The organism is Streptomyces silvisoli (genome assembly GCF_029269905.1).
Classification (GTDB): domain Bacteria; phylum Actinomycetota; class Actinomycetes; order Streptomycetales; family Streptomycetaceae; genus Streptantibioticus_A; species Streptantibioticus_A silvisoli_A.
In genome coordinates, this window is record NZ_JARJBC010000002.1 from 327020 (window position 1) to 350266 (window position 23247).

22 protein-coding genes are annotated in these 23247 nt (G+C 70.5%); 8 read left to right on the top strand and 14 right to left on the bottom strand.

The features are described from left to right. Nucleotides 1-17: 17 nt before the first annotated feature. From P3G67_RS04585 to cobT, 9 genes are all read right to left on the bottom strand, one after another. Nucleotides 18-1544, bottom strand: coding sequence for a leucyl aminopeptidase (locus tag P3G67_RS04585; protein ID WP_276092290.1), 1527 nt, complete (start codon nt 1542-1544; stop codon nt 18-20). Nucleotides 1545-2377: 833 nt separating this feature from the next. Beyond that, on the bottom strand, nt 2378-2995 hold the full coding sequence (locus tag P3G67_RS04590) for a DUF4291 domain-containing protein (RefSeq protein WP_276092291.1): 618 nt from the start codon (nt 2993-2995) through the stop codon (nt 2378-2380). A 287-nt stretch (nt 2996-3282) separates the two neighbouring features. Beyond that, nucleotides 3283-3543, bottom strand: coding sequence for a hypothetical protein (locus P3G67_RS04595; RefSeq protein WP_276092292.1), 261 nt, complete (start codon nt 3541-3543; stop codon nt 3283-3285). 158 nt (nt 3544-3701) lie between these two features. Then, entirely contained in the window at nt 3702-8030 is a 4329-nt protein-coding gene (locus P3G67_RS04600) for a DUF6531 domain-containing protein (protein ID WP_313879559.1), read from the bottom strand. Further along, entirely contained in the window at nt 8027-8383 is a 357-nt protein-coding gene (locus P3G67_RS04605; protein WP_276092293.1) for a WXG100 family type VII secretion target, read from the bottom strand. The genes P3G67_RS04600 and P3G67_RS04605 overlap by 4 nt, the downstream gene beginning before the upstream one ends. Nucleotides 8384-8456: 73 nt before the next feature. Beyond that, entirely contained in the window at nt 8457-9227 is a 771-nt protein-coding gene (locus tag P3G67_RS04610; protein ID WP_276092294.1) for an adenosylcobinamide-GDP ribazoletransferase, read from the bottom strand. Nucleotides 9228-9265: 38 nt separating this feature from the next. Further along, nucleotides 9266-9979: a hypothetical protein gene (locus tag P3G67_RS04615; RefSeq protein ID WP_276092295.1), complete on the bottom strand. Its 714-nt coding sequence runs from the start codon at nt 9977-9979 to the stop codon at nt 9266-9268. Next, a complete protein-coding gene (locus P3G67_RS04620; RefSeq protein WP_276092296.1) occupies nt 9976-10104 on the bottom strand; it encodes a hypothetical protein in 129 nt (42 codons plus the stop codon). Before P3G67_RS04620 ends, P3G67_RS04615 begins: the two co-directional genes overlap by 4 nt. Before the next feature lie 404 nt (nt 10105-10508). After that, the gene (gene cobT, locus P3G67_RS04625) at nt 10509-11567 is read right to left on the bottom strand and encodes a nicotinate-nucleotide--dimethylbenzimidazole phosphoribosyltransferase (protein ID WP_276092297.1); all 1059 of its coding nucleotides are present in this window, start codon (nt 11565-11567) and stop codon (nt 10509-10511) included. A gap of 188 nt (nt 11568-11755) precedes the next feature. Between cobT and P3G67_RS04630 the strand changes: the two genes are divergently transcribed. Next, nucleotides 11756-12709 carry an IS481 family transposase gene (locus P3G67_RS04630; protein ID WP_276092298.1) on the top strand — a complete coding sequence of 318 codons (954 nt, stop codon included), beginning with the start codon at nt 11756-11758 and terminating at the stop codon, nt 12707-12709. Here the strand turns inward: P3G67_RS04630 and P3G67_RS04635 are convergent. After that, nucleotides 12706-13911, bottom strand: coding sequence for a bifunctional adenosylcobinamide kinase/adenosylcobinamide-phosphate guanylyltransferase (locus tag P3G67_RS04635; RefSeq protein ID WP_276092299.1), 1206 nt, complete (start codon nt 13909-13911; stop codon nt 12706-12708). The two genes, P3G67_RS04630 and P3G67_RS04635, sit on opposite strands and share 4 nt — an antisense overlap. A gap of 117 nt (nt 13912-14028) precedes the next feature. On the opposite strand from P3G67_RS04635, the gene P3G67_RS04640 reads away from it, so the two are divergent. After that, a complete protein-coding gene (locus P3G67_RS04640; protein WP_269854298.1) occupies nt 14029-14238 on the top strand; it encodes a hypothetical protein in 210 nt (69 codons plus the stop codon). 297 nt (nt 14239-14535) lie between these two features. Here P3G67_RS04640 and P3G67_RS04645 read toward each other — a convergent pair whose 3' ends face one another. From P3G67_RS04645 to P3G67_RS04655, 3 genes are all read right to left on the bottom strand, one after another. Beyond that, nucleotides 14536-15633 (bottom strand): S1C family serine protease, encoded by a 1098-nt coding sequence (locus tag P3G67_RS04645; RefSeq protein ID WP_276092300.1) that lies wholly within the window; start codon nt 15631-15633, stop codon nt 14536-14538. A 72-nt stretch (nt 15634-15705) separates the two neighbouring features. After that, nucleotides 15706-16428, bottom strand: coding sequence for a methyltransferase domain-containing protein (locus tag P3G67_RS04650; protein ID WP_276092301.1), 723 nt, complete (start codon nt 16426-16428; stop codon nt 15706-15708). A gap of 62 nt (nt 16429-16490) precedes the next feature. After that, entirely contained in the window at nt 16491-17087 is a 597-nt protein-coding gene (locus tag P3G67_RS04655) for a DUF3043 domain-containing protein (protein WP_269854300.1), read from the bottom strand. A 215-nt stretch (nt 17088-17302) separates the two neighbouring features. On the opposite strand from P3G67_RS04655, the gene P3G67_RS04660 reads away from it, so the two are divergent. The 5 genes from P3G67_RS04660 to P3G67_RS04680 all read left to right on the top strand — a co-directional run bounded on the left by P3G67_RS04660 (nt 17303) and on the right by P3G67_RS04680 (nt 21347). Beyond that, a complete protein-coding gene (locus tag P3G67_RS04660; RefSeq protein WP_269854301.1) occupies nt 17303-18097 on the top strand; it encodes a PspA/IM30 family protein in 795 nt (264 codons plus the stop codon). Between the two features lie 31 nt (nt 18098-18128). Next, nucleotides 18129-18407: a PspA-associated protein PspAA gene (gene pspAA / locus P3G67_RS04665; RefSeq protein ID WP_269854302.1), complete on the top strand. Its 279-nt coding sequence runs from the start codon at nt 18129-18131 to the stop codon at nt 18405-18407. A 77-nt stretch (nt 18408-18484) separates the two neighbouring features. After that, nucleotides 18485-19756 carry a sensor histidine kinase gene (locus P3G67_RS04670; RefSeq protein ID WP_391858196.1) on the top strand — a complete coding sequence of 424 codons (1272 nt, stop codon included), beginning with the start codon at nt 18485-18487 and terminating at the stop codon, nt 19754-19756. Continuing rightward, entirely contained in the window at nt 19753-20418 is a 666-nt protein-coding gene (locus P3G67_RS04675; protein ID WP_276092303.1) for a response regulator, read from the top strand. The genes P3G67_RS04670 and P3G67_RS04675 overlap by 4 nt, the downstream gene beginning before the upstream one ends. A gap of 62 nt (nt 20419-20480) precedes the next feature. Next, nucleotides 20481-21347, top strand: a complete 867-nt coding sequence (locus tag P3G67_RS04680) for a GNAT family N-acetyltransferase (protein ID WP_276092304.1) — start codon at nt 20481-20483, stop codon at nt 21345-21347. Between the two features lie 11 nt (nt 21348-21358). On the opposite strand, the gene nadA is transcribed toward P3G67_RS04680, so the two are convergent. Continuing rightward, nucleotides 21359-22546, bottom strand: a complete 1188-nt coding sequence (nadA, locus tag P3G67_RS04685; RefSeq protein WP_276092305.1) for a quinolinate synthase NadA — start codon at nt 22544-22546, stop codon at nt 21359-21361. 307 nt (nt 22547-22853) lie between these two features. Between nadA and P3G67_RS04690 the strand changes: the two genes are divergently transcribed. Then, nucleotides 22854-23207: a HesB/IscA family protein gene (locus P3G67_RS04690; RefSeq protein ID WP_269854307.1), complete on the top strand. Its 354-nt coding sequence runs from the start codon at nt 22854-22856 to the stop codon at nt 23205-23207. Nucleotides 23208-23247: the final 40 nt, after the last annotated feature.

The following is a 23247-nucleotide window of genomic DNA, read 5'->3' on the forward strand; positions in this document are numbered from 1 at the left end:
GAGCGTTGGCCGATCCGTTAGAGGATCGTTCCCTCGGCCGCCTGCTCGGCCAGCCGCACCAGGGTCCGCACGCCTGTGCCGGTACCGCCCTTGGGGGTGTAGCCGAACGGCGCGCCCTCGTGGAACGCGGGACCCGCGATGTCCAGGTGGGCCCAGGTGATGCCCTCGCCGACGAACTCCTTCAGGAACAGCCCGGCCACCAGGCCGCCGCCCATCCGGTCGCCCATGTTCGCGATGTCGGCGACCGGGGAGTCCATGCCCTTGCGCAGCTCGGCGGGGAGCGGCATGGGCCAGGACGGCTCGCCGGCCTCCTCGGCGATGCCGTGGATGGCGGTGCGGAAGTCGTCGTCGTTGGCCATGATCCCGAAGTGCCGGTGGCCGAGCGCCAGCACCATCGCACCGGTCAGCGTGGCCACGTCGACGATCGCGTCCGGGTTCTCCTCCGAGGCGCGGGTGATGGCGTCGGCGAGCACCAGGCGGCCCTCGGCGTCAGTGTTGAGCACCTCGACGGTCTTGCCCGAGTACATCCTCAGCACGTCACCCGGCCGGGTGGCGGTGCCCGACGGCATGTTCTCGGCGAGCGCCAGCCAGCCGGTGACGTTGGTCTCGACGCCGAGCTTCGCGGCGGCGACCACCGCGGCGAAGACGGCGGCGGCGCCGGACATGTCGCACTTCATGGTCTCGTTGTGACCGGCGGGCTTGAGCGAGATGCCGCCCGAGTCGTACGTGATGCCCTTGCCGACGAAGGCCACGTGCTTCTTCGCCTTGGGGTTGGTGTACGCGACCTTCACCAGGCGCGGCGGGTTGGCCGACCCCTGGCCGACGCCCATGATGCCGCCGTAGCCGCCCTTGACCAGCGCCTTCTCGTCCAGCACCTCGACCTTGAGGCCGTGCTCCTTGGCGGCCTGCTGGACGGCGGCGGCGAACGACTTCGGGAACAGGTCGTTCGACGGCATGTTGATCAGGTCACGCGCCCGGTTGACCTCTTCGGCCAGCGCGATGGCGCGGGCGGCGGCGGCCTTGAACGCCTTGTCCCGCGGCTTGCCGCCGAGCAGGGCGACCTCGGCGAGCGGCTCCTTGACGCCGTTGCCGTTCTTCTTGTCGCCGTTGCCCCGGTACGCGTTGTACGCGTACGCGCCGAGCAGCGCGCCCTCGGCCACCGCCTCGGCGTCCGCGACCTCGGCGGCCGGGAGCGCGAACGCGGCCTTCTTCGAGCCCGCCAGCGCACGGGCGGCGGCGCCCGCGGCCCGGCGCAGCGCCTCGGCGGCGTAGCCGTCTCCCTTGGCGGGCGCGTCGCCCAGGCCGACCGCCAGCACGACCGGGGCCTTGACACCAGTCGGCGCCGGCAGCTTCGTCACCTCGCCCTCGGCGCCGGTGGCGCCCAGGGTCTCCAGGGTGGCGGCCAGCTTGCCGTTGAAGGCCTCGTCCACCGCCTCTGCGCCGGGAGCGACCACGGGCCCCTTGGACCCCTTGGCCACGCCGACCACGACGGCGTCCGCACGCAACGCTGCGGCGGAGGATGTGCTGAGAGTCAGTGCAGTCACGGTGTTGAAGTTCCTCTTCCGTCGAGGTCCGTTGCCTCAACGGCGTCGTTGCCGGTGAGGTGCCGACGGGGCGTTCCGCCCCGTACGGCTTCTCGTGAGCCTACGCCCGTGATACGGCGCCGGTCCGCTTCGGCCCAGCACGAACCGCTCGCGGCGACTGGTCGTACTGCCGGGACTTGAGTTCCCCGAGAAAGTCCCGGAGACGGGCGGGCGGCGGTCGTCAGGGCCACGTCGGGAGGCTCTCCCGGATACGCATGTGGTGGTGGTCGGTGGTCAGTTCTGTGCAGTTGTTGCCGCCGCTGCCACAGGATGACGACTTCTGCCGAGCGGGCTCGGACATGTCCGTTCCTCTCACCGGTCGCGGGCGGTGCACCAGATGAGGTCCCGGGACTTGTCGGGAGGCAGCACGAAGCGTTCCATCAGGTCCAGTAGCGACCGGTAGTTGGCGAGTGGGAGGAGTCTGCGAAGTACGCACCGTATGCCGTGTCGAGCGGCCCGGTGTCCAAAATCCCCCGCGACCCCCGCGCACCGGGGACGGGGATCGAAAGGGGCCCCCTGCGATCCCTCCTGACCCGCCACGGCCTGCCGCAACTCATCAACAAGGCGTCCCGTTGACGTCAGAACTGACAGCACAGCGACTTTGGACTGACGCCACCCCTCCCTACGCGCCCCAGAAGAGGACATGCTGCGGCAGAGGCCTGCTCATCCTCGACCTCCTCTCCGGCGAGTGGGGCGGCTAGGCCATCGACAGGAGCCGTTCGGCGGCAAACGGATCAGGTTCGAGTTGGTGGCTTTCTGAGCCGCGGTAAAGGCGAACTCACGCGCAACGCGCTTCAGCCATCCGCGCTGATCCGCTTCCGGATGTTCTCAGGAAGTGGGTAGTACCGCTCGGCTGGTAGCTTCCGCGTCGCTTCATCGAAGTGGCCCTGGCGTACATCGGAGTGGATGGAGTGGACGAGTTCCGTGACGTCGGTGATGCTGACGATCCAGTCGCGCACGTAGCGTTCCACTGCTTCTCCGGAGAGGCCGATCTGGATTGCTCTCGTCGGGAGTTGGCCTAGGGAGACCGAACGGTCAGGATCCCATTGGATTCGCACCGGGCTTTCGCTGAGCTCTCGTCGCCAAGCATCCGCGTCCGAATGTACCGAGCGGTCGCGGTGGCTCAAGGAAGAGTGAGCCAGTGCCCATTCGAAGCCCGCTCGCGTGATCTCGATGGCGAGTACGTGCTCCTGGCTGGGCTTGGTCGCCCACCCCGACCGGTACATCATCCATAGGAAGGACGGTTTGATCCAGGTCATCCGCTCAACCTTGAACGGCGCCACAAACGTCCCGGCCTGTACGGCCCGCTCCGCGATTTCGTTCGGGTACGCCTGGTAGACCGTGATGGTGGACTCTCCGTAGACGGCTCTCACCGTGCGCGTGAGTACATTCGTTCCGGTCTCAGGAGACATCAAAGGACCCCTTTGCAGCTTCTGCGGCCCATGCCTCGGCTCGTCGGACCACTGGTCCGTCGACGCGCGAGGCACCAGCCGTGTATGACGTAGAGCCGTATTTCCCGAACTCGCGGGCGACTGCGGCTTCCCAGCCCAGGGCAACTGCACTGCATGATTTCCCGCAGCGCACCCGCGAGTCAGATGTCGACCGTTCCACGGACTGCTGTCCCATCCCATCCCGATGGCTCGGTTGCATCCCTGCCTTACGTGCAACCCGACTATTGAGAATGGCTATCGCCAATCGGTCAGTCGAAATTTTTGCCAACGAACATCTTCACATCGGAGATTGCATTACTGGCTGCGCCGGCAGTCCTTTCGTCGTCCAGTAGTGTGCGGATGGCGTCCAGTGCTGGCGAAGAAATTTCCCCGTGCAGTCTCGCGACGTGCCCGAGGGAAACTGCAGCGGTCCCCCTCACGCCAACATCTCGGTGTTTGGACAATTTGATGATCCAACTTTCCACCCATCCTCGATCGTCCTCGTACAGGGCGACCGAAATGAGAGTCATGCTGATCTCCTGAGGGGTCCCAGACTGAAAGGTTTGCAGTGCCTGGTCCCTGGAGATTGGCTCAGGGGACTGGTACCTCATGCTCAACGAAGCATCCCGTCGTATTGATTTCCTGTAGGTTGTTGCATGACTGAGGGTATTGTTGCACACCCCTCGATCTATGGAGCGGGCGCGGGCAGTATCTTTCCTTTCTTGTTCACCAATTTCGCCTTGCGTAGGGCTGCTTGCATAGGCTGATCAAGTTCATCCCAGGAACGTGCATGCCCATGGTAAATATTGGAATCGGGGTGGGATTCGTCAAACACCGAGAATTCGCCGGTATCGTAGTTGGCTGCGATCCGTCGTGTAGTGTTAGGTCCTAGTGGGATTGACTGTTCCAGAGATCCCTGGGGGTCGCTCGGCTCTGGTGCCGCCCGCCCTCGCTGAGCCTTCCCGTGCTTCGGGATCGACCGGAATACCAGTGGCTTTTCCTCGTCACTTCCCTCGGTGGGGTCTTTGCATTTCAGTCCTAGTGGATCGATCCAGCTGATTGGATTTACCACATAAGCGTGGTGGTTGTCGGCAGGGGAGAGGCCGAGCGGATCCGGCGTAACGTACCGACTGATTTCGGGGTCGTAGTACCGGAAATAGTTGTAGTTCAGGCCCGTTTCGGAGTCGCAGTACTGGCCGGGGAAGCGCAGAGGGCAGTCGACATTGGCCCCGTCTGTTGTTGGGGCTGGGAGTTGGGTGCCCCAGAGGGTCGTGCGGATTTGCCAGGTGACTGCTCCGTCAGGCGTGACCAGTTCTGTGGGGGTGCCTGCCAGGTCCGTCACCACCGAGTGGAAGGTGGCTGGCTCGCCCAGGCGGGCGATCAGGGAACCGGGGGCGGCCGGCTTCTCGCGGTCGGTTTGGGATAGGGGCCGATGGGTGCCCGGAGCGTAGTCCCACGTTGTGGTGTGGCTACCGTCTGCGGTCTGTTCGGCTACGCGGGTGCCGTCCCAGGTGAACGTGGTTTCCTCGGTAACCGAGCCGTCGTCCGCCAAGCGCCGCTTCGCTGTGCGGCGGCCCAGTGGGTCGTATACGTAGTGCCAGCGTTCGCCGTCAGGCGTGACGGCGGCCGTCAGGCGGTCCTCGGCGTTCCATGAGAACAGCCACGTGCGCTTCTGGCCGTTGAGGAGTCTCCGGGACTTGCGGATCAGGCGGCCCTGGGCGTCGTGTTCGTAGGTCGTGCGGCCCGCGCGGCGGATCAGTGTTCCGGTGAACTCGCGCTCGCCCGCGGCCTGGTGGGCTGGGGCCTCCGCGTGGGTTACGTTGCCTGCTTCGTCGTAAGCGTAGGTTTCGGACCAGCCGTGGGCCGTGACCGCCGTGACTCGGCCGGTCTTGTTGAGGGTGAAGTGCCGCGTGCCGGAAGTCAGTTCGCGGATCCCGGTCAGCAGGCCGTCGGGGCGGTAGGCGTAGGTGCGGTGTTGGAGGAGGGCGTCCGCAGCGGTTGCCTTGAGGGTCTGGGTGGTCAGGCGGTCGTTGCTGTCCCACGTCTGGGCCAGGTGGACGCCTTCGCCGATGCGGCGTTCGACCTCGCGGCCCGCCGCGTCGTACGTGAAGGCCAACGCCCCGGTGTCGGTGCGGAGTTCGGTCGGGTGGCCCGCCGCGTCGTAGGTCCAGTGGGAGACCGTGCCGCCCGGCGTGGTGCGCTCCGTGCGGCGGCCCGCCGCGTCGTACGTGTACCGCATCGCACGGCCGTTGGTGGTTTCCGACAGCACGCGGCCCAGCGCGTCGCGCTGCCACACCACCTCCGCGTCGGGGTTGACGGCGCGCAGCAGGTGGCCGGACGCGTCATACGCGAACGTGGTCCGCGTGCCGTCGTCCGCCAGCGTGGCCGTCGTGCGGCCGAGCGTGTCCCGGGTGAACGCCAACGTCTCGCCCGCGCCGTTCGTGCGGGCCAGCAGTTGTCCGGCCGCGTCGTGGGCGTACGCCAGCCTGCGGCCGTTGAAGTCGGTCTCCGCCACCAGGCGGCCCGCCGCGTCGTACTCGTACGACCACGTCAGGCCCTGCGGGTTGGTCACGCCCGTCAGGCGCAACTCCGTGTCGTACGCGAAGTCGTAGACCGTGCCGTCAGGGTCCGTGCGGGACGACGGCAGGTCGAAGTGGGTGGTGGTGTGGCGGGTGGTGTTGCCCGCCGGATCGGTGTGTGAGACGAGGTTGCCCTCGCCGTCCCATTCCCACTCCTCACGCGCGCCGTCCGGCTGTTCGCGCCACGCGGGCTTGCCTTCCGGGGTCCAGCCCATGCGGCTGGTGTGCCCCAGGGGATCGGTGACCTGAGTGACGCGGCCGAATATGTCCCGCTGGACCGTGGTGCTATTGCCCAGCGGGTCCGTGACGGATATCGGCAGGCCCGCCGCGTCGCATTCAACCCGTTGGACATGCCCGAGCGCGTCGGTGATGGACGTGACGTGGCCGGACGCGTCGTACGCGTAAACGGTTTCCGCCCCCGTCGGGTCCACCGTCGCCAGCAGGTTGCCGTTGGGGTCGTAGGTGTGGCGCCAGACCGCGCCGCCCGGCTCGCTGACCTCCACCGGAAGGTTCAGCGCGTTGTACGCGGCCTGTCCGGTGGAACCGTCGGGCAGGGTGATCCCCACCAGGTTGCCCGCCTCGTCGTACGCGTAACGCGTCGTGCGGCCCAGTGGGTCGGTGACCGACAGGCGGTGTTGGCCGTTTGGGTCCCACTCGGTGGTGGTCGTATGGCCGAGGGGGTCGGTCTCGGCCACCACCCGGCACGCCTCGTTGTAGCGGTAAGTGCTGGTCGCGCCAAGCGAGTTGGTGTACGTGTTCGTCCGCGTCCGGTCGTCGTACGTGAAGGCGCCGGACATGAAGCCGTCCGAGCCCTGCGTGCGTACCACCCGGCCGTGTTCGTCGTAGACATACGTGAACGCGGTCCCGTTGCGGTCGGTCCAGGAGGTGATCCGGCCGTCCGGGTCGTAGGTGAAACGCAGCGGTGTGCCGCTGGAGTTGGTGACCTCGGACAGGTTGCCCGCGCCGTCGTATTCGTAACGCACCAGGACCGTGTCCAGGAGCCGTAGCGCGGTGACGCGCCCGCCGTGTGTGTCCACGGCGATGTCGTAGCCGCCGGAATGGCGGATACCGGTGGGGATCCCGGACGCGGTGCGGTCGATGTCGATGCGGTGGCCGTTTCGGTCCTCGATGGACTTCAGTGGCAGGTCGACGGCCTCGTCCGGGTCGACCGACGTGGGGTGGGTGTAGGTGCGCACCACGCCGGTGGCCGGGTCCGTGATGGTCATCACGCCGTCCGGTCGCCCGTCCCAGGTCAACGCCAGTCGCGGACCCCGCGCGGGCAGTACCGGCTGACCGGGCCGTGGTACGGGGTAGACCAGCCGCTTGCCGTCGGTGGCGGCGAACACCACGCCCTGGGCGTCGAGTTGCAGCCGTTCGTCAAGCGTCGAGGCCCATGAGCGGCCGAACCATCCGCCCGCGCGGTACGACGACAGATGTGTCCGCTCGATCACCAGCGGAAGCTGACCGGGCAGGGAGACGTCGGTCTGCGGCAGGAACATCGTGCCGGTCGCGATGTCGACCGGGTCATTGCACGCCTCGACCGAGTCGGTGGGGCGTGCGTTCGCGGGCAGTTCGGCGTCGTCGGGGCGGATCGGGTCGGACGGGGGCTTCTCCATGTCCAGACTCGGCGGCTCGCGCAGCCCGCCCAGTCCGTCCAGGTCGGTCGGCAGACCGGACAGCAGCGACGGGTCCAGTCCGCCGCCGAACAGCCGGGGGAACATCCCGGCTTCGACCGCCGCCTTCGTCGCGCCGCCCGCGGCGCCGAAGAGGGCGCCGGAGACCATGCCGTCCTTGGCGGCGGAGTTCAGCTCGTCCAGGCTGAAGTGGTCCTGCAGGCCGAACGCCATCTGCAACGGCTGCGCCACCGCCGCGTCGACGGCCACCGACTCCACACCGCCGAACGCCGCCGACGCCACCGCCGTACCCAGCACATCGGCGGCGACCGCCGACAGTTCCAGCCCGATGGCTCCGGCGGCCTCGATCACCGCATCGGCGGCGGCCGCCGCCGCGCCGGACAGCGCGCCACCGGTCGCCATCGCCACGCCGATCGCGGCGGCCAGGACCGCGATGTCGATCTCGATCCGGTGCTCGATCTTCTTCCGGGCCTTCTCGATGCCGTCCGCGTAGTTCTCCAGCATCTCGGCCATATGCGTGGACGCCTTGGCGACGTCGTCCAACCAGCCCTTGCCCCCGGGGCCGTGGTAGCGGTGCCAGAACTCGGCGTACGCGTCGATCGCCTCGCCCTTGTTGTTGTGGACCAGCGCCGCCGACTTGCCGTTCGTCGCGGTGCACACCGGACCCACGGCCTTGGCGAACCCACGCCAGGCGGCCGCCGCCTGACGCAGCTTGCCGGGATCACCCTTCGGCCAGGGCATCCCCATGTGCTTGGCGAGCCACCCCGCACAGTCCTCGATGCTCGGCAGGCCGAGGAAACTCACTTGCCGCCCTTACCGTCACCGTGCTCCAGCCCGGCCGCCTTCTTGAACATGGCCGCCACCTGGTGGTCGTTGCCAGAGTGGCCGTCAGCCATGTCCTTGAACGCCTCGGAGATGCTCTCCAACCCCTGCACCAGGATGCCGACCGCCTTTTCGACCGACGTCCGGCTGGGACCGTACGAGGCGTGGAACTGCTTACCGGAGTCGTCGTCGCCCCACGGCGAACCCAGCTCGTCCAGCTTCTTCTTCAGCGTCGCCGCGGCCTGGCCGAGGGCCTTGCTCTGGTCGTGGAACGTGGGCGCCGACGACTTCAGGTCAGCCGTCGATATGTGCAGGTCCGGTGGAGTGCCGCCCACGGTTCCCCCTCGTGGTCGCTGGTGTGAGCCATCCGACCCTACTAGAGCGGGAGTTGACCCCCGGCAGCCCGCGTCACCACACCCCCAGCACCACCAGCACCGCCGTGACAGCCGTCTCGCACAGGGCGCCGAAGACGTCGCCGGTGACGCCGTGGAGGCGGGAGCGGCAGCGGCGCAGGAGGAGTTCGGAGGCGGTCAGGGCGAGGGCCGTCGCCAGGGCGTAGTGGGCGGCGGCGTACGGGCCGAAGGGGGCGCCAACTGCCGCCGCCGCCAAGGTGGTCAGGGCGGCCAGCAGCCAGGCGGTGCGGGTTGGGACGGTGCCCGCGACGGTGCGGCCCAGGCCGTCCTCACGGGCGGCGGGGACGCCGTCGCGGCAGGCGAGGGTCATCGCGGTGCGGCCGGTCAGGGCGGCGACGGCGGTCGCGGTGGCCGCCTCGGGCCAGCCTGACGCGTAGATCCGGGCCAGTGCCGCGACCTGGGCGAGCAGCACCAGGACCAGGGTGAGCACACCGAACGGGCCGATGTCCGACTGCTTCATGATGCGCAGCGCGTCGGCGGCCGGTTTGCCGCTGCCCAGGCCGTCCGCGGTGTCGGCCAGACCGTCCAGGTGCAGACCGCGGGTGAGGGCGGCGGGTACGGCGACCGTGGCGACGGCGGCCAGCAGTGGGTTACCGCCCAGCAGCAACAGGCCGCCGAGCACGGCGGCGGTGAGGCCGAGGGCCAGGCCGACCAGCGGTGCGCACAGCATTCCGGCCCGACCGGCCGTACGGTCCCAGCGCCTGACCCGTACCGGCAGTACGGTCAGCGTGCCGAAGGCGAACCGCGGTCCGTCGTCGATCGCCACACGTCCCCCAAACCGATACCGCCCACGTCAGGGGAACGCTACAGCCTGGCCGGTGGGCGTCCTTCGGCCGGGCGGTCGGTACGGCGTTTGCGGCGGCGGCGCACCGCGTCGTCCACCAGGCACCAGCCGACCGCCGTCAGGATCGCGGCCAGGTGCTCCCAACCCGCGAGGTTCGGCCACAGTGCCGCCTCCACCACCATCGACCCGGCCACCACCCCCGCCGTCCACCACGCCCGGTACCGCCAGGCGACGCAGACCGCGAGCGCCACCACCGCCGCGGACGGGCCGGTGTCCCGGATGAAGGCGTCGATCGGCGCCAGGCCGAGCACCGCGTGCGGTCCTCGGGAGACGCCCCAACGCGCGTAGGTCGTACCGGCCAGCGTGGACAGGTACGCGATGCCGACGGTGCGGGCCTTGCCGAGGGTGATCTCGGCGATGCCGAACACCACCAGCACCTGGGCGAGCGCGCCCCACACCGGCAGGTCGAGGGCGGGCACGAACAGCGACAGCGGGGTGCGTAGCAGCGCCTTCCACCACAGCAGCGTCGCGCTGACCACCCCGGACCGGTTCACCAGGTCGTCGCCCCAGGCGGTGTGCTGCACCAGTTGCAGTACGGAGATCAGCACCACGGCGGCGATCGTCAGCGGAATCGCCCGCCATCTCCTGCGTACCGAGGCGATGCGCAGGTCGGCGACGAGCGCGCCCCACTCGCGGTACGCGGCGCGGCGCAGCCGCGCTTCGGCAGTACTCACAGCGTTCCCGCGCCGGTACGGGCCGGGTGGCAGGCCTGGCGTACGGTGCGCATCGCCCGCCCCTCCACGGTGAAACCGGCGGCCCTCAACGCGTTCGTGCCCCCCTCGCGGGTAGATCGTTCCACCCTTCTCGCCCGGACCCGGCACGGCGGGCGTACGGCCGTGCGGGCAGGGCTGCTCGGGCCGCGGCATGGTCGGGCCGGGCCACGTTTCAGGGTCTCCGATCGGATCGCCGGAGGCCAGAGCCTCTCCGCGGGGCCCTCGCCGCGCGATGGCCGAATCGCGGGTGATCGCAGTCATGATGTTGATGACGACATTCACCCGGTCCGCGGTTGTGAAGAACGCCGAACGTGTTCGCCGGGATCCTGACCGTCCTGGGGCCGGGAACGCCCGGGACGGTTCGGTGTACGCCATACGGAGCGATCCCATGAACAGCGATCTTATGTCGCGATTGACGGGGTTTGCTTGGGAATTAGCTTTCTGCCGCGACGACCGAGGCTGCGATGCCCATGGCGCGACGCCCCCGGTGCTACGGCTCGGGGGTGGGCTCCGGCTGGCCCGGCAGCTCGGCGGCCAGCGCCGCCGCGGCCTTGAGCAGCGGCACCGCGAGGAGCGCGCCGGTGCCCTCGCCGAGCCGGACGCCGTGGTCGAGCAGCGGTTCTATGGACAGCCGGTCCAGTGCCTTGGCCTGGCCGGGCTCGCCCGACGACTGGCCCGCCAGCCACCAGTCGGGCGCCCGGAACGCCACCCGCTGCGCGGCCAGCGCACACGCCGCCGAGACCACCCCGTCGAGCACCACCGGCAGCTTGCGCACCGCGCACTGCAGCAGGAACCCGGTGGCCGCCGCGAGGTCCGCGCCGCCCACCGTGGCCAGCAGCTTCAACGGGTCGCCGAGCACCGGCCGGGCCCGGCGCAGCGCGTCGCGGATCGCCCCGCACTTGCGCATCCAGGCCAGGTCGTCGATCCCCGAACCGCGACCGGTCACCACGGACGCGTCCGTGCCGCACAGCGCCGCGATCAGCACCCCCGCGGGTGTGGTGCCGCCGACGCTCAGATCGCCCAGCACCAGCAGGTCGGTGCCGGAGTCCGCCTCCTCGTCGGCGATCGCCATGCCGGCGCGGAACGCCTGCTCGGCCTCCGCCTCGGTCAGCGCGTCCTCGACGTCGATGAGCCCGGAGCCGCGCCGTACCCGGTGCCGTACCACCTCGGCGGGCAGTTCGCCGGGGTCGCAGTCCACGGCCATGTCGACGACGCGTACCCGCGCTCCGTACGTGCGGGCCAGGACGTTCACCGCGGCCTCGTCCGCGAGAACCGAGCGCACCAGGGTGCCGGCGCTGCCCGCGGGGCGTGCGGAGACGTTTCGCTTGGCGATGCCGTGGTCCCCGGCGAACAGGATCACGCGGGCCCGCTCGATCGGCCTCGCCGGTGCGCGGCCCTGTACGGAGGCCAGCCAGTCGCCTAGGTCTTCCAGCTTTCCGAGCTTTCCGGCGGTGGCCGTACGGGCGCGGAGCGCTTTGGAGTCGTGCCGGAGCGCCGGTTCGGGGCGGTCGATCAGCGCGGCGAAGTCGTCTAGGTCCAGGGGGCTCACGACTCGCACCTTACCGGTGAGGTTGCCGTGACGGTGATGTACGGGCGCCGACGTCAGCGCGGGCGGCCTAGCTGTTCTGTCCACGGAGGTTGGTGACAGCGATCACTGACCTGTGATCTTGCAATGGGTGAGGGCCCTCTGGCTCGGTGTGGATTGCCACATCTGCACCGACGACCAGAAAGGCCCTCATGCCGCACCGTAACGCACCACTGACCGAGACCGGCCGCCTGCGCCTGGCCCGCTGCGTCGTGGAGGACAACTGGCCCCTACGGCGGGCCGCGGAACGCTTCCAGGTCTCCGTCAGCACGGCCCAGCGGTGGGCCGACCGCTACCGGGCGTTCGGGGAGGCGGGCATGGCCGACCGCTCCAGCCGCCCGCACGCCAGTCCACGCCGCACCCCGACCCGCACCGAACGCCGGATCATCAAGGTCCGCGTCCTGCGCCGGTGGGGACCGGCCCGGATCGCGCACCTGCTGCGACTGGTGCCCTCCACCGTGCACCGGGTGCTGACCCGCTACGGCCTGGCCCGCCTGACGCACCTGGACCGAGCCACCGGCCGCGTCATACGCCGCTACGAACGCGACAAGCCCGGCGAGCTGGTCCACGTCGACATCAAGAAGCTCGGCAACGTCCCCGACGGCGGCGGCCACAAAGTCCTCGGCCGCCAAGCGGGCCGCAAGAAGCGTTCCGGCGTCGGCTACAGCTACCTGCACACCGCCGTCGACGACCACTCCCGCCTGGCCTACAGCGAGATCCTCGCCGACGAGAAGAAGGAGACCGCCGTCGGCTTCTGGAGCCGCGCCCAGGCGTACTTCTCCTCCTGCGGGATCACCGTCGAACGCGTCCTGACCGACAACGGCTCCTGCTACAAGTCCCGTCTGTGGCGCGATGCCCTGGCAGCAGCCGGGATCACGCACAAACGAACCCGCGCCTACCGCCCGCAGACGAACGGCAAGGTCGAACGCTTCAACCGCACTCTGCTCGATGAGTGGGCCTACGCCCGCTCCTACCGTTCGGAACAGGAACGACGCAACGCCTTCCCCGAATGGCTGCACACCTACAATCACCACCGCGGACACACCGCGCTCAAGGGCCAGCCACCCGCCAGCCGCGTTCCTAACCTCTCAGGGCAATACACCTAGCGCAGCGTCACCGCCAGGCCCGCCACGACCAGCAGCACGCGCTCCGACTCGGCCGCGACGGCCGCGTTCAACCGGCCCAACTCGTCGCGGAACCGGCGGCCTGACGCCGTGGCGGGAACCACACCGGAGCCGACCTCGTTGCTCACCGCCACCACCGTACGGCGGGTCTCCCGCCAGGCGGCGGTCAACTCGGCCACCCGCAGGGCGAGTTGGCGGCGGCCGCCGGACGCCCATCGCCGCTCGTCCCACGCACCGACCGCGTCCATCGCGTCGGTCAGCCACAGCGCCAGGCAGTCGATGAGCAGCGGCGGCCCGTCCGTGTTCAGCAGCGGCACCAGGTCGCAGGTCTCCTCGGTGCGCCAGCTGGCCGGGCGCCGCTCCCGGTGCAGATGGACCCGGGCCGCCCAGTCCGGGTCGTCCTCCCGGCTGCCGCCGGTGGCCACGTAGACCACGCCGGGGAAGGCGGAGAGCCGCCGCTCGGCCTCCGCCGACTTGCCGGACCGCGCGCCGCCCAGCACCAGCGTGCGGCGCGGGATGTCCGGTACGGACTCGTACGCGCCGACCACCAGCGCACTGCCGTCCGGCACCGCACGGGCGCCGTCCGCGCTGAGCCTGCGGTGCAGTTCCGGTTCCGGCGCGGCGTCGTGGCCGAGGTGGACGGCGATCACATCGGTGGTGGGGCCCACCGCGCCCGCGGCGCGCAGCCGGGCCAGGGCGTCGGGGCGGCGGGTCACGTCGAGCAGCACCATGTCGTACGGGACCGGGCGGTCGCGTCCGTTGCCGAGACCGGCGGGAGCGGCGCCCGCGGGCAGATACAGCAGGCGGTGCCCGGCGGGTCCGGTCACCTCGTATCCGGTGCCCGGCGCGTCCAGCGGCAACGCGCGGACCCGGTGGCCGGAAAGCAGCGTCAGTTGCTCGCCGTCCGGCACCCGGCCGGGGGCGGGCAGACCGGCCGGCAGGTCGACCGGCGGCCCCGCCTGGGGGTGCGTCAGCAGGACCTGGCGTACGCCGCCGAGCGAGCGTCCGGCGCGGGCGGCGGCCAGCGCCGGGCCGGGCGTCAGGTCGAGCAGCAGTACTCCGTCGACCAGCAGCGAGGCAGGGTTGCGGGCGCCGGCGCCGAGCGCGGCGGCGCAGGCCGCGCAGGGGCAGCCGGACTGCGGCAGGCCCTCGGGCCCACCCGTGCCCAGCAGCGTGATCTCCATGCGGACATCGTCGCGTACGACGCCTGGCCGGTCGCGCACCGCCCCGCCTGGCGGTGTGGCTGACCGGCGGCGGTGATCTCCGTTAACCTGCGCGGACAGGACGGAGAGGGGCTTGGCATGGCATGGACGTGGCGGTTCGAGAAGACGGACGGCACGGAGGCCGTACCGGCGGTGGAACCCGAGGAGTTCAGCACCCAGGGCGACGCGGAGTCCTGGATCGGCGAGGAGTGGAAGACGCTGCTGGACGGCGGGGTGGACCAGGTGCGGCTCTTCGAGGACGGTACGGAGGTGTACCCGGCGCCGATGAGTCTGCATGCGGGCAGCTAGCGCCGGGCTTGCCTGAATCCCTGGGGCGCGGTCGGTTCGGCACCGCGGGGCCGCGCTCGGCGGCATCTTTCGGGGGTAAGCCCTCAGACCCCAGCACCGGCGTTGTCGGGGGCTCGCCCCCAACTCCTCGGCGGGGTGAGGTCGGTTGGGGAGACGCTCCAACGCCTGGGCGGTTGAGGCAGGTTGGGGGAGCGCCTCCAACTCCCTTGCGGCCGAGGTCGGTTGGGGGCCGCCCCCAACGCCGCCGGAGCCGTGGGTGCTGGGGGCGGCCCCCAGCACCCAGGTCGCCGGTAGGCGTCAGAGCTGGCCCAGGGTCACCTGGGTCGTCCGCGGCTGGCCGTCGCGTTCGTAGGTGACGCTGGTCTTGTCGCCGGGTTTGAAGACGGCCAGGGTCTCGGAGAGGGACGCGTCCGTGGTGATGGGGACGTCGTCCACCTTGGTGATGATGTCGCCTGGGCGCAGGCCCGCCTTGTCCGCCGCGCCCCCGGTGGTGACGGTGACCACGACGACGCCCACGGGTTCGAGGTTGCTGTTCAGCACGGTGCGTACGGAGACGTTGAGCGCGGCCTTGCCGGAGGCGGTCACCTTGCCGCTCCTGATGAGCTGGCGCGCGATGTTGTTCACCGTGGAGACCGGGATGGCGAACCCGATGCCGGGCGCCGTACCGCCGCCCAACTCCGGTTCGGTGGCCGCCAGCGTGGGGATGCCGATCACCTGGCCGGAGAGGTTGACCAGCGCACCGCCGCTGTTGCCGGGGTTGATCGCGGCCGAGGTCTGCACCATGTTCACGATGGTGGTGCCCGTGCCGCCGTTGCCGCCCTCGTTGACGGTGCGTCCGACGGCCGACACGATGCCCTGGGTCACGCTGCTGGACAGGCCCAGCGGATTGCCCATGGCCAGGGTGATCTGGCCGACGGCCACCTTCGAGGCGTCGCCGAACGCGGCCGGTCTGAGGTCGCCGGGCGGGTTGGCCAGTTTGATGACCGCCAGGTCGTCGGCGGGGTAGCTGCCCACCAGGTCGGCCTTCAGCGTGCTCTTGCCGGTGGCGAGGGTGACCTGGAAGTTCCTGGCGTTGCCGACGACATGGGCGTTGGTGACGATGTCGCCCTTGGTGTCGTACACCACGCCCGAGCCGAGGCCCGCGCTGGTGGTGATCTGGACGACGGACGGCAGGACGTTCTTGACCACCCGTTCGTAGTCGTCCTGAAGGCTGTTGCTCACCGTGGGAGCGGGACCCGCGCCCGGACCGTTCGACCTGGACGCCGCCGTTGAGGTCTTAGCCGCGCCGGAGCAGCCGGCGAGCAGCGCCACCGCGCACACGGCCGCCAGCAGCGGTCGGACCGCCGAGCGGCGGCCGAGGGCTCCCGCCAATCCGGGCATACGTGATCCACTCATGCCCGGAGTGTCCCTTTTGTCGGTTTATCAAGCGAGTATCTCCGCGCCCGTGCCGCGCGTGTCGGACCCCGCTCAGTCCCGTACCCCGCACAGGTGCAGCAGCGCGGCCACCGCGCGGTACGGATCGGTGCGCCCGGCCCGGTCCTCCACGGCGAGCAGCCGGTCCAGGTCCGGAACATCGCCGGCCTTGGTCTCGTCCGGCGCGGTGTCGGTGAACACCCGCACCCCGTACCAGGCGTGCAGCGGCGCGCCGATCGCCGACAGGGTCGCGGTGAGCGTCTCCCGCCGGTCGGCCCGCGCGGTCAGTCCCAGTCGGTTGGTGTACCCGGTGGCGTCGAACGCCGCCAGCGCGCCCTCCCAGTCGCCGGACAGCCCGCGCCGCATCGCCAGCGCGTCCCCGTTGCGCACCAGCAGCGACAGCAACCCGCCGGGCGCCAGCACCCGGGCCAGACCGGCCAGCAGCGCGTCCGGATCCGCCACGTACATCAACACCCCGTGGCAGAGCACCACGTCGAAGCTGCCCGCGTCGAAGTACCGGCCGGTCTCCCGGCCGTCGCCCTCGACCAGCCGGACCCGCTCCCGTATGCCCTCCGGCTCCACCGACAGCGCCTCGCGAGCCGTCTCCAGCATCGCCGGATCCGACTCCACACCGGTCACCTCGTGGCCGCCACGTGCCAGCCGCAGCGCCTGGGTGCCCTGGCCGAGCCCGACGTCGAGCACCCGCAGCCGGCGTCCCACCGGGAACCGCGCGGTGATCTGCTCATCGAGCTGCCGCGCCACCAACTCCTGCCGCACGGCGTTGCGCAGGCCGCCGAGACCCGCCAGCCAGGCTTCCGCCCCGCCGGAAAACCCGCTGCTCAGATCTGCTCACCGCGCTTGACCTGCGGCTTGGGCAGTCGCATCCGGCGCATCTGGAGCGTGCGCATCAGCGCGTAGGCGACCGCGCCGCGCAGGTTCTCACTGGGGAAGCGCTGGCGCAGTACCTTCTTCAACCGGAAGGCGGTGAACGCCGACTGGAGCACGATCAGCACGATCAGCAGCAGCCACAGCAGCAGCGAGATGTCCTTGACGTTCATGCTGGGGAACATGCTCAGCACGAGGATGACCACCGCGAGCGGCAGGAACAGCTCGGCGACGTGGTACCGGGTGTCAACGTAGTTCCGGCACAGCTTGCGCACCGGTCCCTTGTCGCGCACCGGCAGATAGCGCTCGTCACCGCTGGCCAGCGCCTCGCGCTGCTTCGCCATCTCGACCCGGCGGGCCTCCCGGGCCTGCTTGGCGGCGGCCTTGCGGTCGCCGGGCACGGTGACGCGCTGGCGGCGCTGCGTCTGCGCCTCGTTGCGCTTGGGCGTGGGGCGGCCCTTCGGGGCCTGCGGGTCGCGGCGCTGGTCGACCGGTTCTGCGGTCACCATCGGGGTCGCGGCCTGCTCATCCTTGGAACGACGTCGGAACACAAGGCCCAAGGGTACGTGCTGCCGGGACCGGTCCCCACCCCCACGTGCCAGCCCGGCACCGCCACCTACTCCTTGGGCGGGATGCGCTCGGTGCGTGATCGTCCCTCAGGATGAGCGCATCCGCCGCCGAACGGTGCGGTAATGGAAGCGGGGCCCGTACTGTAGGGGTCAACAGAGGTGCCGGAGCAAGTCGCAGAAGGGGGCGCGCCAGGCCCATGAGCGGTGTCATGAAGCGGATGGGGATGATCTTCCGCGCGAAGGCCAACAAGGCCCTGGACCGGGCCGAGGACCCGCGCGAGACGCTCGACTACTCGTACCAGAAGCAGCTTGAGCTGCTGCAGAAGGTACGTCGTGGCGTCGCGGACGTGGCCACGTCGCGTAAGCGGCTGGAGCTGCAGCTCACCGGCTTGCAGCAGCAGTCGTCCAAGCTTGAGGACCAGAGCCGCAAGGCGCTGGCGCTCGGCCGTGAGGACCTGGCGCGCGAGGCGCTGACCCGGCGTGCCGCGCTCCAGCAGCAGGTCACCGACCTGGAGACGCAGCACCAGACGTTGCAGGGTGAGGAGGAGAAGCTCACTCTCGCGGCGCAGCGGCTGCAGGCCAAGGTGGACGCCTTCCGCACCAAGAAGGAGACCATCAAGGCCACCTACACGGCCGCCCAGGCGCAGACCAAGATCGGCGAGGCGTTCTCCGGGATCTCCGAGGAGATGGGCGACGTCGGCCTGGCCATCCAGCGGGCCGAGGACAAGACCGCGCAGATGCAGGCGCGCGCCGGTGCCATCGACGAACTGCTGGCCTCGGGTGCGCTGGACGACCCGAGCGGGCTGGCCAAGGACGACATCTCGGCGGAGCTGGACCGGCTCTCCGGCGGTTCCGACGTCGAGCTGGAGCTGCAGCGGATGAAGGCCGAGCTGGCCGGCGGCAGCAGCGGTCAGCAGGCCATCGAGGGCAACAAGGCCGGCCAGGCCAACCACCAGCAGCCGCAGGACCAGCCGCGTCTCGACAAGAACTGAGCGTCCGCGCGCACCTCGAAGGGAGACCGTCATGATCGTACGGATCATGGGGGAGGGCCAGGTGAGGCTGGCCGACAGCCACTTCGTCGAGCTGAACAAGCTGGACGACGAGCTGTTGGGCGCCATGGAGAGTGGCGACGAGACGGAGTTCCGGCGCACCCTCGGCGCGCTGCTGGACGCCGTGCGGCGGCTCGGTGAGCCGCTGGCGGACGACGCACTGGAGCCGTCCGAGCTGATCCTGCCCGCCCCGGACGCCTCCCTGGAGGAGGTACGGGAGATGCTCGCCGACGACGGGCTGATCCCTGGATAACCGGCACCCCAGCACCACCGGGCGCCCTGGTCCCACCCGTCACGGGGCCAGGGCGCCCGTGCTGTGCGGCCCGGCCGATGCCCGTACCGTGTGGTGGCGTGACTCTCCTCGCCCGATCGCGCCACTGGGCGCGGGCACATCCGCTCGCCGTGGACGGCGCTCTGGCGGCGGTCGTCCTCGGGCTGATCCTGGTCAGCTCGGTGCCCGGGCCGCCCGCGCACCACTACCGGGCTGAGCCGGCCAACGTCACCCTGGCGGTGCTGGCCTGTGCCGCACTGGTGGTGCGGCGCCGCTTTCCGCGCTCGGTGCTGGCCTTCACCAGTGTCGCCGCCGCGCTCGGCTTCGTCGCCGACCGGACCTCGCGCTCCGCGCCGGTGGTGGTGACCGTCTTCCTGGCGCTGTTCACCGTCGCCGCCCGCACCGACCGGCCCACCACCTGGCGGGTGGGCGCCGCCACCTGCGCGACGCTGACCGCGGTGTCCATGCGCTACGGGCCCGCGCCCTGGTACAGCCAGGAACACCTCGCCGTCTTCGCCTGGACCGGGATGGCCGCCGCGGGCGGTGACGCGGTGCGCAGCCGCCGCGCCTACGTCGCCGCGATCGAGGAGCGCGCGGTACGAGCCGAGCGCACCCGCGAGGAGGAGGCGCGCCGCCGGGTCGCCGAGGAACGGATGCGCATCGCCCGGGAGCTGCACGACGTGGTCGCCCACCACATCGCGCTGGTCAACGTGCAGGCCGGAGTCGCCGCCCACGTCATGGACAGCCGACCCGCGCAGGCCAAGCAGGCGCTGGCGCACGTCCGCGAGGCGAGCCGCTCGGCGCTGGACGAACTGCGCGCCACGGTCGGCCTGTTGCGGCAGGCGGGCGACCCCGAGGCGCCCATGGAACCGGCGCCGCGCCTGGCCGATCTGGACCGGCTGGTCGACGGCTTCGTCCGCACCGGACTGCGCGCCGAGGTGGTCACCGAAGGACTCGCGGACGCCGCCGAGCCGTTGCCCGCGACCGTCGACCTGACCGCGTACCGGGTGATCCAGGAGTCGCTGACCAACGCCCACAAGCACGCGGGGCCGGACGCCCGGGTGAGGGTGCGGATCGTCCGGGACGGCACCGGGGTGGAGATCACCGTGTTGGACGACGGCACCGGCGGCGCGGCGGCGGACGCCGGGCACGGTGGCGGACACGGGCTGATCGGGATGCGCGAGCGGGCCACGGCGCTGGGCGGCCGGTTCGAGGCGGGGCCCCGGCCGGAGGGCGGCTTCCGGGTCTTCGTACGCTTGCCGTCGGCCGCCCCGGCGCGGCTTTCCGGCGCGCTGGGCGAGGCCGCCGCCACGGGGGAGGGGCGACGATGATCGGGGTCGTACTCGCCGACGACCAGGCGCTGTTGCGCGGCGCGTTCCGGGTGCTGGTGGAGTCCGAGCCGGACATGGAGGTGGTCGGCGAGGCCGGTGACGGAGCCGAGGCCGTGGCGGTGGCCCGCCGGACCGGTGCCGATGTGGTGCTGATGGACATCCGGATGCCGGGGACGGACGGGATCGCCGCGACCCGGGAGATCACCGCCGCCGACGACCTCGGCGGCGTGCACGTGCTGATCCTGACCACCTTCGAGGCGGACGAGTACGTGATCGAGGCGCTGCGCGCCGGTGCCGCGGGGTTCCTGGGCAAGGGCGCGGAACCCGACGAACTGCTGACCGCCATCCGTACCGTCGCCGCCGGGGAGTCGCTGCTGTCACCGGCCGCGACCAAGAGCCTGATCGCCCGGTTCCTCGGCGCCGGCGGTCCGTCCAGGGCCGCCGAGGAGCGCCTGGCGGTACTGACCGCGCGGGAGCGGGAGGTGCTCGCCGAGGTCGCGGCCGGGCTGTCCAACGAGGAGATCGCCGAACGCCTCGGGGTCAGCCCGCTCACCGTCAAGACCCACGTCAACCGCACGATGGCCAAGCTCTCCGCCCGCGACCGCGCCCAACTGGTCGTCATCGCCTACGAGACCGGACTGGTCCGGCCTTCGACGGGCTGACCGGTCGGGTGCATTCCGCGCGGACCGGCCCGCGCGGTGCGCGATCGCGGCAGCATGGGGGGATGCTGCTGCGTCCGGTGCGGGACACCGCTGAAGATGCCGAGGCCGTGCAGGCCATCACCGCCGCGTCGTTCGGGGATGCCAGGGCGCTGCCGGGTGGCGACTGGCCGCCGGAACGGGTGGTCCGGTTCCACGCTCGGGTGCGGTACTTCGCCAGGACCGACCCCGACGGCTGCTGGATCGCCGAGGACGTGGTGGCCGGTCCGGTGGGCGTGGCACTGGCCCTCAAGCGCGAGTTCCTGTGGGGGCTTTCACTGCTCGCCGTGGTACCGACCGCACAGGGCAAGGGAGTCGGCAAGGCGCTGCTTGCCCGCGCGATGGGGTACGGACGCGGCTGTCTGCGCGGTCTGCTGTGCGGCACCCGGCACCCCGTGGCGGCCCGCGCCTACCGCCGCGCCGGATTCACCCTGCATCCGGCGATGCGGCTCAAGGGGGTGGTCGACCCGGCGCGGCTCGAACCGCTGGACGGCGCCGTGCACGAGGGCACACCACGGCACCGGGACCTGATGGACTCGGTCGACCGGCGCACCAGGGGTGGTGCGCACGGCCCCGATCACGAGCAACTCATCGGCGGCTGCCGCCTGTTCGTGGTGGACGACCTGGCGGGCAGCGGGTACTGCTACGCCGACCGCGGCCGCGTCGAACTGCTGGCCGCCACCTCGCGACGGCTCGCCACCCGACTGCTCACCGCGGCACTGCTGTCCGTACCGCCGGGCGGCACGGCCTGCGTACCGCATCTGACGAGCGATCAGCAGTGGGCGCTGGACGTGGGGTTGACGGCTGGGCTGGAACTGGCCAACTCCGGCTATGTGTGCCTACGCGGCATGCGGCCGCCGACCCCGTACATCCCGTCGGACACGTTCCTGTAGAGGGCGGCGCGTTACGGCAGTGCCAGCATCTGCTCCAGGGCGAGCTTGGCGTAGTGCTCGGTCTCCTCGTCCACCACGATGCGGTTGACCACGGTGCCCTCGGCCAGCGACTCCAGCGCCCACACCAGGTGCGGCAGGTCGATCCGGTTCATGGTCGAGCAGAAGCAGACGGTCTTGTCGAGGAAGACGATCCGCTTGTCCGGGTGCGCCTTCGCCAGCCGCCGCACCAGGTTGAGCTCGGTGCCGATGGCCCAGGAGGAACCGGCGGGGGCGGCTTCCAGCGCCTTGATGATGTACTCGGTCGAGCCCACGTAGTCGGCCGCGGCCACGACCTCGTGCTTGCACTCGGGGTGCACCAGCACGTTCACCCCGGGTATCCGGGACCGTACGTCCTCCACCGAGTCCAGCGAGAACCGGCCGTGCACCGAGCAGTGCCCGCGCCACAGGATCATCTTGGCCGCCCGCAGCTGCTCGGGGGTGACCCCGCCGCCCGGCTTGTGCGGGTTGTAGACCACGCAGTCGTCGAGAGAGAAGCCCATCTCGCGGACCGCGGTGTTGCGCCCGAGGTGCTGGTCCGGCAGGAACAGCACCTTCTCTCCCTGGGAGAACGCCCATTCCAGCGCGCGCTTGGCGTTGGAGGAGGTGCAGATGGTGCCGCCGTGCCGTCCGGTGAACGCCTTGATGTCGGCCGAGGAGTTCATGTACGAGACCGGCACGGTGACGTCCGCGACCCCGGCCTCGGTCAGCACGTCCCAGCACTCGGCGACCTGCTCGGCGCTGGCCATGTCGGCCATCGAGCAGCCCGCGGCCAGGTCCGGCAGGATGACCTGCTGGTCGGCGGTGGTCAGGATGTCCGCGCTTTCGGCCATGAAGTGCACACCGCAGAAGACGATGTACTCCGCCTGCGGGCGCGCCGCGGCGTCCCTGGCCAGCTTGAACGAGTCACCCGTGACGTCCGCGAACTCGATGACCTCGTCACGCTGGTAGTGGTGACCGAGCACGAAGACCCGCTCGCCGAGCTTCGCCTTGGCCGCCCGGGCGCGCTCGACGAGGTCGGGGTCGGAGGGCGCGGGCAGGTCGCCGGGGCACTCCACTCCCCGCTCGCTCTTGGGGTCCGCCTCGCGGCCGAGCAGCAGCAGGGCGAGCGGCGTGGGCTGGACGTCCAGCGATCCGGGGGCCAGGGGTTCGGTGGTGGTCACGGGCGGGGCGCCCTTTCTCTTGGCACGTGCTGTCGACATGCACCTTTTCGTCTAACTGACGCTATCTATCATAGCCGGTTCGCGTCAGATTGACGATGGGCATCGTGTCGATGTGACGTATCCGGCTCGTTCTGGCCAACAGGTTGATCCGCCCGGGCCATGAGGTGACCTTGCCGTGAGCGGTGTGCGAGCATGAATGGAAGGCGTGAGTGGGATGCCGGATCCGACCCGGAATTTTTTCCGGGCGGCGGCGGTTCCAGTCGGCGGCAGAAAGACCGACGTTGCGTAGAAACCCGGGAGTGAACAGATGACGGTTCAGGACGAGACCACCGCAAGCGAGGGCATCATCCTGTCCGACGCCGCCGCGGCCAAGGTCAAGAGCCTGCTCGAACAGGAAGGCCGCGAAGACCTCGCGCTGCGTGTCGCGGTTCAGCCCGGAGGCTGCTCCGGTCTGCGCTACCAGCTGTTCTTCGACGAGCGCTCGCTCGACGGCGATGTCGTGAAGGACTTCGGCGGCGTCAAGGTCGTCACCGACCGGATGAGCGCCCCGTACCTCGGCGGTGCCTCGATCGACTTCGTGGACACCATCGAGAAGCAGGGCTTCACCATCGACAACCCGAACGCCACGGGCTCCTGCGCCTGCGGCGACTCGTTCCACTGAGTCCTACGTGACCATGCGGCGGTGCCCCCCAGGCCGGGGC

Bases quoted from the DNA above. Each gene is read 5' to 3' on its own strand.
- P3G67_RS04590 (WP_276092291.1), bottom strand. From the start codon at position 2,995: ATGTCTCCTGAGACCGGAACGAATGTACTCACGCGCACGGTGAGAGCC.
- P3G67_RS04595 (WP_276092292.1), bottom strand. From the start codon at position 3,543: ATGACTCTCATTTCGGTCGCCCTGTACGAGGACGATCGAGGATGGGTG.
- P3G67_RS04630 (WP_276092298.1), top strand. From the start codon at position 11,756: ATGCCGCACCGTAACGCACCACTGACCGAGACCGGCCGCCTGCGCCTG.
- P3G67_RS04635 (WP_276092299.1), bottom strand. From the start codon at position 13,911: ATGGAGATCACGCTGCTGGGCACGGGTGGGCCCGAGGGCCTGCCGCAG.
- P3G67_RS04640 (WP_269854298.1), top strand. From the start codon at position 14,029: ATGGCATGGACGTGGCGGTTCGAGAAGACGGACGGCACGGAGGCCGTA.
- P3G67_RS04645 (WP_276092300.1), bottom strand. From the start codon at position 15,633: ATGAGTGGATCACGTATGCCCGGATTGGCGGGAGCCCTCGGCCGCCGC.
- P3G67_RS04660 (WP_269854301.1), top strand. From the start codon at position 17,303: ATGAGCGGTGTCATGAAGCGGATGGGGATGATCTTCCGCGCGAAGGCC.
- pspAA (WP_269854302.1), top strand. From the start codon at position 18,129: ATGATCGTACGGATCATGGGGGAGGGCCAGGTGAGGCTGGCCGACAGC.
- P3G67_RS04670 (WP_391858196.1), top strand. From the start codon at position 18,485: ATGCCCGTACCGTGTGGTGGCGTGACTCTCCTCGCCCGATCGCGCCAC.
- P3G67_RS04675 (WP_276092303.1), top strand. From the start codon at position 19,753: ATGATCGGGGTCGTACTCGCCGACGACCAGGCGCTGTTGCGCGGCGCG.
- P3G67_RS04680 (WP_276092304.1), top strand. From the start codon at position 20,481: ATGCTGCTGCGTCCGGTGCGGGACACCGCTGAAGATGCCGAGGCCGTG.
- P3G67_RS04690 (WP_269854307.1), top strand. From the start codon at position 22,854: ATGACGGTTCAGGACGAGACCACCGCAAGCGAGGGCATCATCCTGTCC.